5 protein-coding genes and 3 rRNA genes (1 of these 8 running past the window's edge) are annotated in these 11,328 nt (G+C 72.1%); 2 read left to right on the plus strand and 6 right to left on the minus strand.

Features of this window, described 5'->3' with window-relative positions; translation table 11 throughout:
• Positions 1-55: 55 nt before the first annotated feature.
• Entirely contained in the window at positions 56-676 is a 621-nt protein-coding gene (locus tag WMF24_RS20730; RefSeq protein WP_437730027.1) for a hypothetical protein, read from the minus strand.
• Positions 677-1,067: 391 nt separating this feature from the next.
• Here WMF24_RS20730 and WMF24_RS20735 point away from each other — a divergent pair, with 391 nt between their 5' ends.
• Positions 1,068-1,580 (plus strand): glycoside hydrolase family 11 protein, encoded by a 513-nt coding sequence (locus WMF24_RS20735; RefSeq protein ID WP_437738155.1) that lies wholly within the window; start codon positions 1,068-1,070, stop codon positions 1,578-1,580.
• Positions 1,581-1,724: 144 nt separating this feature from the next.
• Here the strand turns inward: WMF24_RS20735 and WMF24_RS20740 are convergent, their stop codons facing one another.
• Positions 1,725-3,059 (minus strand): hypothetical protein, encoded by a 1,335-nt coding sequence (locus WMF24_RS20740; protein ID WP_437738156.1) that lies wholly within the window; start codon positions 3,057-3,059, stop codon positions 1,725-1,727.
• Between the two features lie 769 nt (positions 3,060-3,828).
• Here WMF24_RS20740 and WMF24_RS20745 point away from each other — a divergent pair.
• Entirely contained in the window at positions 3,829-4,131 is a 303-nt protein-coding gene (locus WMF24_RS20745) for a KGG domain-containing protein (protein ID WP_437738157.1), read from the plus strand.
• A gap of 162 nt (positions 4,132-4,293) precedes the next feature.
• Here the strand turns inward: WMF24_RS20745 and WMF24_RS20750 are convergent, their stop codons facing one another.
• The 4 genes from WMF24_RS20750 to WMF24_RS20765 all read right to left on the minus strand — a co-directional run.
• A complete protein-coding gene (locus tag WMF24_RS20750; protein WP_437738158.1) occupies positions 4,294-9,336 on the minus strand; it encodes a DEAD/DEAH box helicase in 5,043 nt (1,680 codons plus the stop codon).
• A gap of 722 nt (positions 9,337-10,058) precedes the next feature.
• Positions 10,059-10,175, minus strand: a 5S ribosomal RNA gene (gene rrf / locus WMF24_RS20755).
• Positions 10,176-10,380: 205 nt separating this feature from the next.
• A 5S ribosomal RNA gene (rrf, locus tag WMF24_RS20760) occupies positions 10,381-10,497 on the minus strand.
• 128 nt (positions 10,498-10,625) lie between these two features.
• Positions 10,626-11,328: ribosomal RNA gene (locus WMF24_RS20765) — 23S ribosomal RNA — on the minus strand (it continues 2,302 nt past the right edge of the window).

Consider the following 11,328-nt stretch of genomic DNA (forward strand, 5'->3'; position numbering starts at 1 on the left):
TGCCCGATCCTGCGTGGTGGAGTCGCCGGAGCTTGCGTTGGCCTGCGGATGGGCATCACGCTGCGAGCACGGCGCCGCGGAACGCCAGGTGCGGCGCCGGCTCCCGCGTGCTGCCCTGAGGTGACAGCCCCACGAGCTGCATCGCGGTGCGCTCGGCGATCTGCGCGCGGGGGCTTTCCGCGCCATGGCGCCCGAGCCGAGGGAACAGCTGTCCACGGCGGCTGGCCTCGATCCAGCGAGACGGCGCGAGCCACCGCTCGGCCGCTGCGACGCCCAGGGTCGCGCAGGGGCACACCTCGGCGCGGGCGACAGGCGTGCTCACGCCGTCGAGCCCGATGCGAGCAAGCACCCAGCCGATCGCCGCCGCGGAGTAGCGCCGGCGGTGCAGCAACCCGCGAGGCACTACGACCACGATCGCGCCGCAGGCGCTGCAGCGGTAGCGTCGAGCTTGGATCGTGACCTGCTGGGGAGCGCCGCCGGGCTCGAGCGGGCCGCACACCAGCCGCTCGCGCAGGCCGTGGCCGCGCATCACCAGCGGGCCGTTGACGGGGCGGCCGGCCGCGTCGCAGCAGGGGCAGCGCGCGGGCCGCACGAGGTCAACCGTTGGCAGCACCGTCATCCAGCGCTTGATGTCGACGTCGGCTTGAACGATCCTGCATGAGCTCCGCTCCTGCACGGTGCTCGGAGCACGACGAGGGGAAGACGGGTCGCCACAACACGCATCCCCTCGTCGCCTATTTTGTGGCCGGCCTCGCGCCGATGCTCCGCTCCCTCGGCCCCGGCCTTACGTCAGCGAGGGGCTGACGTGTCGCAAAGTGTAGTGGTAATTGGGGTCGTGGAACGGGAATGCAAGGGCGCTCAGCGCGGCGAAGTCGCGCGACTTGACGTTTGTGTGAGATTTTTTGGTTGGTTTTAGGAATGCACAGCGAACGCCGGCCGACGGCGGGGCATCAGCCTCCACCCTGGCTTCCTCTCTCGGGCCCACACCGGCTCGCTGATGGGCGGGCAGCGGCCGATCAGGGGATTCCCATCACGAATAGGGATCGAGATCGGGGCGAACTCCACTTTTGAGAGGGCGCGGTAACAACTACGGAGATGAGAACAGGGTGATCGGCTACCGCCTCAACAACGACAGCGGCGCGAGCTATATCGCTTTGTACGGCTGGGGCTACGACAAGAGCATGCCCACGACAAACGCCGCACACCTGGTGGAGTATTACATTCTGCAGCGATGGAGTTATGACCCCAGCCAGGGCGCCACCCCTGGCAAGACGTTCGTGAGCGATGGGGTTGAGTATTCCACGTACCGCTCAACGCGGCAGCAGCAGCCCTCTATCAACGGTCGCTCCACGTTCTACCAGTACTGGAGCAAGCCTGCTCGGCCGCAGGCCCTCGGAGAGGACCACAAGATCGTATTCGCCGATCACCTGAAGGCATGGGCCGACACCGGCTGGATTGTTCCGAACATGAACAATCTGGATGCGAGCGACGATCCCACCTATCAGGTCATGGCCGTCGAGGTGTTCAACCCCGGCAGCAATGGAACTGCCTCTGGTCGCGTCTGGGACGCGACGCCCTAGAGCGACGAACGGGTCGAACCCACCTGGAGCGAGCAGCGCTTCGGACCGCCAAGGCGCCAAGCGCGCCAGGATGTCATCTCTTCTTGGCGCCCTTGGCGCCTTGGCGGTTAACTTCTCGCTCGCTCGACGTGATTGTTCGTCGTTCTAGAGCTTCCCTCGGGTGTAGGCCCGCTGGAGCGTCAGCTTCGGGGGACCGGCCGAGACCTCGAACGACTCGGGGCGGCCGTCGGGCGCGAGGCTGCCCACCATGCGCACGGAGCTCACGTTGACCGTGACGGCGCCCGAGGCGTCGCGCGCGTACTGCACGTCGACGGGCTTCGTCGGATCGACGTTGGGCATGTACTCCTGCTGCTTCAGGTCGAAGGGGCCGTTCTTCTTGAGGAGGCGCGCGAGGTCCGAGGCGGTGGTGACCGGCGACGCGAGCCACGCCTTGGCCGCGGGGGTGAACGTCCCCTGGATCTTCTTGCCCTCGACCTCTCCCGCGTACTCGTACTGGAAGTTCTTCTTCTGCGAGAGCTCGATCCGGTGGTTCGCCTTGCCCTGCGACGTCTCGATCCAGATGCCCCCCTTGAGGCGCCCCTGCGGGTCGATGAGCACGTTCGACGCCTCATCCTCGATGAGCAGCGTCCTCGGGTCTCGCGGGATGAGGAGGGCAGAGCGCGACAGCCACCTTCGCTGGCCGTCCTCGTCCTTGAACAGATCGCTCGTCTCGAAGCCGACAGGGGTCTTGTCGAGGCGGAGGATCACCGTGTCCGTATACTCGGGCTTCGGCGCGGCGCTCTTCGATTCGAACGAGTCGAAGAGGCCCTTGGCGAGCCGCTCGAACGTGCGGACATACCCGACCTCGTCGTGCAGGCACGCGATGGGGTGCGCCTTGTCCGCGTGCAACGCGATCTTGAGCAGGCCGGCCGCCTTCCCGGCGCCGGTCGGGGCCAGGTAGAGGGCCTGAACGAACACCGCCGGGCTCTCCCGGTGCACGCTGATCTCCCAGGGCACGACGCGAGAGACCTCGACCTTCTCGGGGTCGAGGAGCTCGATGAAGTTCCTCATCACCTCGCCCGAGTCGAGCATCGTGTTGTAGACGAAGCACTCGACCTGGCTGGCCGTGCCGAGGGGGATCGTGATCGCGACGAGCTTCTCCTTGCGCTCGATCGTCGGCTCCGCCGCCCCGAACGCGCGCGCCGACCAGTCCGCGGCGCGGATCTCGCGGGCGGGCAGGTCGTCGGCCTCGCGGGCGAGCGCCTTCTCCAGATCGAACGGCTCCTTCGCCGCGGGCGCGGGGCCCGGCTCGGGGCTCTCCGCGGGCGTGGCGCCCGTGGCCCCGCCGCAACCGACGGCGAGCCAGAGGGGCAGCGCGAGGAGGGCCGCGCCGCGGAAGGCCCCCGGAAAACGGCCGCGCGCGCGGCGCGGTGAGGATGTCGCATCACGTGAGGAGAGCTGGCCCCCATCGAGCCGAGCCCCCGGAATCGGAACCGCCATCGTGGATCTCCCGCAAAATCGTCACCCCGACCGCCCCGGGAGCGCCAACACAGGGCTCCGAGACGCCGGCGTGATGATGCGGCGCAACAACAACGGACGCGGCGCCGTCGTGTCAAGGCGCAAGGCGCCGGCGCCGTGCTCCCCTGCCCTGGCGATGCCGCCGAGGACCCCTGCGGCCCCCGACAGCCGGGCCACATGGGTCGGCGATTCATACAACACCAATGCAAAAGGACAGTCCTGTGGCACTCGGCCCGGGGTGCCCTGTGGCAGAAGCGGCGCGCGTGCGATGGAGACGTCGGAGATCGCCGGACGCGCAATCGAAAAGCCCGGCAGCGGATCAGGCGACCCCCGAAAAGCGCTCGTGAACGCCGTGTGCCGCGGGATTCACGGGATGACGACAGGTCATCTCGCGGCGCGTGCGGTGAGCGAAGACGGCATCGGATGATTGCAAGAGGAAAACGAGATCGCGCGACGTGCCATGAGGGTTGCCACGGCTGAGACCGCCCCGGGTTGGGGCGCTCAAGCACGTCCGCACGCACAGTGAGGCAGTTTGCCGCAGTGAGTCCCGGAGACGATGGGCGGCGCGGCCATGGGGTCATCGATCGTCCGGCCGCGACGCTCCGTGGGAATCGTCCGGGCGCTCGCGTCTGGCACCCGCGTTGCAGCAGCGTCTGGCGTCGCCGGCACCGCCGGCGCGCTGTGGCTAGGCAGCACGTGGTCACGGTCGTCGAGTGACGTTCACGATGCACATCAATCCGAGGAGTGGATCATGGGACAGAGCAGCGAGATCAAGCGGGGCTTCGCGGCGATGAACGCGGAGCAGCAGCGCCAGATCGCGAGCCAGGGCGGCAAGGCGGCGCACGAGAAGGGCACGGCGCACGAGTTCACGTCGGAAGAAGCACGCGCGGCAGGCCGCAAGGGCGGCGAGGTCGTCAGCCAGAACCGCGAGCACATGGCGGCGATCGGGCGCAAGGGCGCCGAGGCGCGGAGTCAGGCGTCGAACGGGACCCGCAGGAACCGCGGCCACCATGAGCAGAACGTGAAGCCGATGGAGCATAGCCACCAGGGCTGAACCCGTCGCAGCGCGCCGCGCGCGATGGCGCCGGCGCCGCAGCACGAGCAAGAGCCGCCGAGGAACCACGAAGGGCCTCCCTTCCTGGCTGCTCGGCGGTCCTTTTTCTGGCGGGTCGCGGCCTGGTCGAGGCGCCGCTTCAGGGCGGCGCGCCGGGGAAGATCACGCCGATCCGTCGTCGAGCCCGTCGTCGAGGTCCGCGGTGTCGTCGAACAGCGCCGGATCGTCGTCGTCCAGGTCGACGTCGTCGGGCTGGCCCCCGTCGACCCCGCGCGCGCCGCCGGTAGCCGCGCCGGGGGCGGCCGCGCCGGGGGGCGGCATCCGCCACCCGCCCGCCGTGGCGCCGGCCGGCCAGGAGCGCAGCCCGGGCGGCGGCTTGAAGCCGTCGACGTCGTCCTCGGGGGCGTTCGGCCCCGTCGCTGCCGCGCGGCGCGCCCAGTCGGGCGCGTTCGCGGGCGCCTGCCGCGGGCGCCACGGGGCGCGCTCGGGCGTGGGGGCGCGCTTGAGGTAGCCGTGCGCCCCGGAGGTGAAGCCCACCTCCGCGAGCGCGCGCGAAAGGGGCGAGCTGTGCGCGGGCTCGCCGTCGATCGTCGCCACGAGCACCGCGCGCCGACGCCCCTCGCTGACGAGCGCCGCGAGCGCCGACGCGATCGCCCGGATCGCCTCGCCGCGCTCCGGCTCGGCCTCGGGCAGGAACGTGGTGAGGCTCCGCTCGGTGCGGCCCATCCAGGCGAGCAGCCGGCCGTCGTGCAGGATCACGAGGGCGCCGGCGGCGCGCTGCGGGCGGACGGGGCCGCGGACGGCGCCCTCGGGAGCGCCGTCCGCGCGCGCGGCGACCTCGGGCCAGCGGACCGCGGCGCCCCAGGGGTTCGCCGGGTCCGTGGCCGCGAGGACGAGCGTGCGCGGCTCGTCGGACGGCTCGCGGCAGGCGCGGAGACGATCGTCGGCCCCGGGCACCGCGAACTGCGCGGCGCCGAGCCCGGCGACGAAGTAGCCGCGCCGCGCCTGGCCGGCCTCCTCCATGGCGCGGAGCACGTCGTAGACGGCGGAGAAGCCGCCCGCGAGCCCCTCGACCGCCGCCGCCTCACGCGTGAGCACGCCGTGGCGCTCGAGCAGGGCGCGCGCGAGCGCCGCGCGGCGCTCGGTCTCGCCGGGCGCGCCGGCGGCCGAGCCGGGCGCGCCGGCGGCCGAGCCGGGCGCGCCGGCGGCCGAGCCGAGCGCGCCGGCGGCCGAGCCGGGCGCGCTCGCGGCGACGCCAGGCGCGCCCGCGGCCGAGCCAGGCGCGCTCGCGGCGACGCCGGGGGGCAACAGAAGCGACCAGCGCCCCTCGCTGCCCGGCGGGCCGATCCGGCGCGACCGCAGCGCGGAGAGGCCGCGGCCGGGCGCGGGGCGGTCGCGCTCGCGCCGGCGGCCGCTCGGGCGCGCCTCGCGGCCGAGAGCGCGCAGCGGGGCGAGCGTGTCGTTCGTGACCTCGCCGGCCCACACGAGATCCCAGAGCGCCCCGAGCAGGTCGCCGCCGAAGGCGCCCGTCTCGCGCGAGAGGTCGGAGAAGAAGAGCGCGCCGCGGCGCGCGAGCGCGGCGCGGATGCCCTCGGCCAGCGCCCCCTCGGCGCGGCCGGGCGGCGGGGCGAGGTACGGATACGCCTCGGCGAGGTAGAGCGCGACGCGGCCGTCGCCGTCGCCGACCGGCTCGACGCCGCGCCAGACGACCTCGCCGGCCGCGCAGAGCGCGTCGAGATCGCCGGCGCGGTAGCCCTCGACGCGCGCGGGCAGGATCTCGGCCTCCAGGGCCGAGGCCGAGAGCGGCGCTCCCTGCAGCTGCTCCAGCGCCGCGAGCAGACCGTCGAGCCCCCGCCGGCGTCGGTGCAGGCCGTGCCAGTCGGCGAGGAAGCGGGCGTACGCCTCCGGCGGGACCGGCTCGACCTCGGCGCGCAGCCGGGCCAGCGAGCGGCGCTTCAGCGAGCGCAGCACCTCGGCGTCGCAGAACTCCCGGCCGCGGCCGCCGGGGAGGAACTCGCCCTCGACGACGCGGCCGCGCTCGGCGAGCCGCGCGAGCGCCGCGAGGACGGGCGCGGGGCCGAGGCCGAAGCGCCGGGCCACGTCCTCGGCGCGGAAGGGGCCGTGCGTGCGCGCGTGGCGGGCGACGAGCTCGGCGAGCGGGTCGGCGGCCGGCTCGAGGAACGCGATCGGCAGGCCGGGCGGGGGCACCACCCCGAAGGCGTCGCGCAGCCGGCCCGCGTCCTCGGCGGCGGCGAGGCGGCGCTCGCCGCCGAGCTGGATCTCGATGACGCGCCGGTCGCGCACGAGCTCGTCGATCCAGGCGTCGGCGCGCTCGCGGGCCGCCTCGGGCGGGGCGTCCGGGCCCGCCGCGCGCCGGGCGATCTCGTCGCGCGTGAGATCGCCGAGCGAGAGGAGGAGATCGTGCACCTGGTCCTCGTTCTTGAGCGGCGCGCGGCCGTCGAGGCGCTGGAGCGACGCCTCGAGGGCCGCCACCGCGTCGGCGTCGAACAGCTCGCGCAGCTCGGCCTCGCCGAGCAGCTCGCGCAGGCGCGCGTGATCGATGGCGAGCACCTGCGCCCTTCGCTCGGCGAGCGGCAGGTCGCCCTCGTAGATGAAGTTGCCCGCGTAGGCGAAGAGCAGCGTGGCCGCGAACGGCGACGGCGCGCGCACGTCGACCGTGACGACGCGGACCTTGCGGGCCGCGATCTGCCGGAGGAGGTCCTCGAGCGCGGTGAGGTCGAAGACGTCGCGCAGGCACTCGCGGTAGGTCTCGAGCAGGATGGGAAAGGAGCCGTAGCGCGACGCGACGGCGAGCAGGTCGGCGGCGCGCTTGCGCTGGGCCCAGAGCGGCGAGCGCTTGCCGGGGAACTTGCGCGGCAGGAGCAGCGCGCGGCCGGCGCACTCGCGGAAGCGCGAGGCGAAGAGGGCGGTGTCGCCGAGGCCGCGGACGAGCAGGTCCTCCACCTCGTCGGCCTGCGGCAGGAGCTGCTTGGCGTCGGGGGGCGACTCGGACTCGGGCAGCCGCAGGACGATGCCGTCGTCGGTCCACACGGTGTCGACGGCGAGGCCGAGCTCGAGGCGGCACTTCTCGGCGATGCAGGTCGACAGCGGCGCGTGGACGCGGCCGCCGAACGGCGACAGGAGGCAGATGCGGTAGTCGCCGACCTCGTCGACGAACCGCTCCAGGACGATGGCGCGGTCGCTCGGGACGTCGCCCGTCGCCGCGGCCTGGTCGCGCACGTACCGGACGAGGTTCTGCGCGGCGCGCGCGTCGAGCCCGTGCTCGTCGGCGAGCGCGCGCTCGGCGTCGTCGTCGGAGAGCGAGGCGATGCGCCGCGCGAGGGCGCCGATGGAGGCGCCGAGCTCGGCGTTGCGCCCGGCCTGGTCGCCGCGCCAGAACGGCATCTTGCCCGGCTCGCCCGGCGCGGGGACGACGAGGACGCGGTCGTGGGTGATGTCGGTGATGCGCCACGAGGAGGCGCCGAGGAGGAAGACCTCGCCCTCGCGGGCCTCGAAGACCATCTCCTCGTCGAGCTCGCCGACGCGCCGGCCGGGGCGCGCCGCGTCGCCGCCGGCGTCGAGGAAGACGCCGTAGAGGCCGCGGTCGGGGATGGTGCCGGCGTTGACGACGGCGAGGCGCTTCGCGTCCTTGCGGGCGCGCACGGCGCCGCCCACGCGGTCCCAGACGACGCGGGGCCGGAGCTCGGCGAACTCGTCGGACGGGTAGCGGCCGGAGAGCATGTCGAGCACGCCCTCGAAGCTCGCGCGCGGCAGGTCGGCGAACGGCGCGGCCCCGCGCACGAGCGAGAACAGCGCGTCGACGTGGAGGGTGTCCATCGAGGCGATGGCGACGATCTGCTGGGCGAGGACGTCGAGCGGGTTCCTCGGGTAGAGGGTCGCCTCGACCTTGCCCTCGCGCATGCGGGACGCGGCCGCGGCGCACGCGAGGAGGTCGCCGCGGTGCTTGGGGAAGACGATGCCGCGCGAGGTGCCGCCGACCTCGTGGCCGGCGCGGCCGACGCGCTGGAGCCCGGCGGCGACCGAGGGGGGCGCCTCGAGCTGGATCACGAGGTCGACGGCGCCGAGGTCGAGGCCGAGCTCGAGCGACGAGGTGGCGACGATGCACGGCAGGAGGCCGGCCTTGAGCCGCTCCTCGATCTGCTGGCGCTGCTCGCGGGCGATCGACCCGTGGTGGGCGAGCGCGATCTCGGCGCCGGCCGTGTCGTTGAGCGCGGCGGCGAGGCGCTCGGCGAGGCGCCGGCTGTTCACGAAGATCATCGTGGTGCGGTGGGCGCGGACGAGCTCGACGAGGCGCGGGTGGATGCTCGGCCAGATCGAGCGCTGCGCCGGGTCGCTCGGCGCCGGGGGCGGGCCCTCGCCTGCCCGCGCGACCTCGCCGAGCTTTGTCATGTCCTCGACCGGCACCTCGATGCGGAGCTCCAGGGCCTTCGGGGCGCTCGCGTCGACGATCGTCACCGGCCGCGGCGCGAAGCGCGCGCCGGCACCGGCGCCCTGGATCTCGCCGCCGCCGAGCATGCGCGCGACCTCGTCGAGGGGCCGCTGGGTGGCGGACAGGCCGATGCGCTGCATGGGCCGCGGCGCTTGCCGGAGGGCCTCGAGGCGCTCGAGGGACAGGGCGAGGTGCGCGCCGCGCTTCGTGGCGACGAGCGCGTGGATCTCGTCGACGATGACGGTCTCGACGTGGCGCAGCCGGTCGCGCGCGTTGGCGGTGAGCAGGAGGTAGAGCGACTCGGGCGTCGTGATGAGGATGTCCGGCGGCTTCCTGGCGAGGCGCGCGCGGTCCTCGGGCGCCGTATCGCCGGAGCGAACGCCGACCTGGGGGATGCGGTAGGGCAGGCCGAGTCGCTCGGCGGCGGCGGCGATCCCTGCGAGCGGGGCGCGCAGGTTTCGTTCGACGTCGATGGCGAGCGCCTTGAGGGGCGAGACGTACACGACGCGGCAGCGCTCGGCGGGATCGGGCTCTGGCGAGGCCATGAGCCGGTCGATGGCCGCGAGGAAGGCGGCGAGCGTCTTGCCGGAGCCTGTCGGCGCGAGCAGCAGGGTGGAGGCGCCGTCGAGGATGGGCGGGAAGCCCTTGGCCTGGGCGGGGGTCGGCGCGGGGAAGGCGCCGCGGAACCACGCCTGGGTGGCGGGGTGGAAGCGGGCGAGCGGATCGTCGGATTGTGGGGGGCGTTTCTTGGCCATCGGCGGCGCTTGCGAGGTCCCTGCCGGAGCGGGGGCTGCGGGGTATGCAAGAGCCATCCCTCACGGCGGGAGGTGGCGCAACCGCTCGCGCTCAACGCCGTCCAGAGGGGGCCGCGCCGGCGGGTGGGTCCACGCGGCGGGGGCGGGCGGGCGCTGGCCGTCCGCCGAGGCGGGGACGCGGAGCTCACGCATGAAACACCGCCCGGCATGTCTCCCTTCGGGCCATGCCACCTGGGACGTCATGTTGCGCGCCACACAAGGCGCGCCTGAGACCTCGAGCCTCCTGAGACCTTATGGCACCTCGGTCGGTGCTCCAGCGCGCCCGCCCGCCCCCGCCGCGTGGACCCACCCGCCGGCGCTCATCGAAGTTCAAAGTAGGGTTCGGGCGGCCACGGCCGATCCGATGGACGCACCCCGAGCCTGCTGGGGCCTTATGGCACCTCGGTCGGTGCTCCAGCGCGCCCACCCCCGCCGCGTGGATCCACCCGCCGGCGCTCATCGAAGCTCAAAGTAAGGTTCGGGCGGCCACGGCCGATCCGATGGATCACCCCCGGAACGGCTCCGGCGCGGGGGACGGCAGTAGCTGGCCGATGCCCGCGCCCGCCGCGGTCGCCGTCCAGCTCGGCGAGCCGTCGGACCGAGCCATCGAAGGCCGGATGAACGGGCGGATGGAAGGCAAAAAAAAACCTGCGCAAGGTTACCCCTGCGCAGGTTCGAAGAAACCCCGGCGGCGTCCTACTCTCCCACCAGGTTGCCCTGGCAGTACCATCGGCTCCAAGAAGCTTAACTTCCGAGTTCGGTATGGGATCGGGTGTGACCTTCTCGATATCACCACCGGAAACTTGCGGGCACGTCCATTCCGGTCGGACGCTCGGCGGGGACCGCTCGTCGCGGCGCCCAACGCCTGGCCAGGCCGTGCTGGCCTGCTCGTCGCCCTGAATCCAGGAGCGACGCGGTCGCTGCTTGCCCTGGGAGCAGCGACCGCTTGCCTTTCGGCGAATTGCCTGCGCGCGGCGGTGCCGCGCATCGCAGGCTCAAAAAAAATCCCGGCGGCGTCCTACTCTCCCACCAGGTTGCCCTGGCAGTACCATCGGCTCCAAGAAGCTTAACTTCCGAGTTCGGTATGGGATCGGGTGTGACCTTCTCGATATCACCACCGGAAACTTGTGGGTGCGTCCCCTGGACTCCGCGGAGCCCGCTTCTCGCGGGCGCTCTACGCGGGGCTAGCTGTGTCACGCTGCTCGTCACCCGAACTCCGGGCGCGACGCTTCGATGTTTGCCTTAGAAGTATGGTCAAGCCGCACGACCTATTAGTACCGGTTAGCTCCGCCGATTGCTCGGCTTCCACACCCGGCCTATCAACCTCGTGGTCTACGAGGGGTCTTTAGGGGCCTTGCGGCCCGGGACACCTAGTCTTGAGGCCGGCTTCCCGCTTAGATGCTTTCAGCGGTTATCCGTTCCGTACATGGCTACCCGGCTATGCCCTTGGCAGGACAACCGGAGCACCAGAGGTACGTCCACCCAGGTCCTCTCGTACTATGGGCAGCTCCTCTCAAGTGTCCTACGCCCACGGCAGATAGGGACCAAACTGTCTCACGACGTTTTAAACCCAGCTCGCGTACCGCTTTAATCGGCGAACAGCCGAACCCTTGGGACCTGCTCCAGCCCCAGGATGCGATGGGCCGACATCGAGGTGCCAAACCGCGCCGCCGATATGAACTCTCAGGCGCGATCAGCCTGTTATCCCCAGAGTACCTTTTATCCGATGAGCGATGGCCCTTCCATACAGAACCACCGGATCACTAACGCCTGCTTTCGCACCTGTTCGACCTGTCGGTCTCACAGTTAAGCTCCCTTGTGCGTTTGCACTCTACGCCTGGTTTCCAATCAGGCTGAGGGAACCTTCGCACGCCTCCGTTACTTTTTAGGAGGCGACCGCCCCAGTCAAACTGCCCACCAGGCAGTGTCCCCGACCCAGTTCATGGGCCCAGG

This window comes from Sorangium sp. So ce1335 (genome assembly GCF_051521615.1).
In the GTDB taxonomy this organism is placed as follows: domain Bacteria; phylum Myxococcota_A; class Polyangia; order Polyangiales; family Polyangiaceae; genus Sorangium.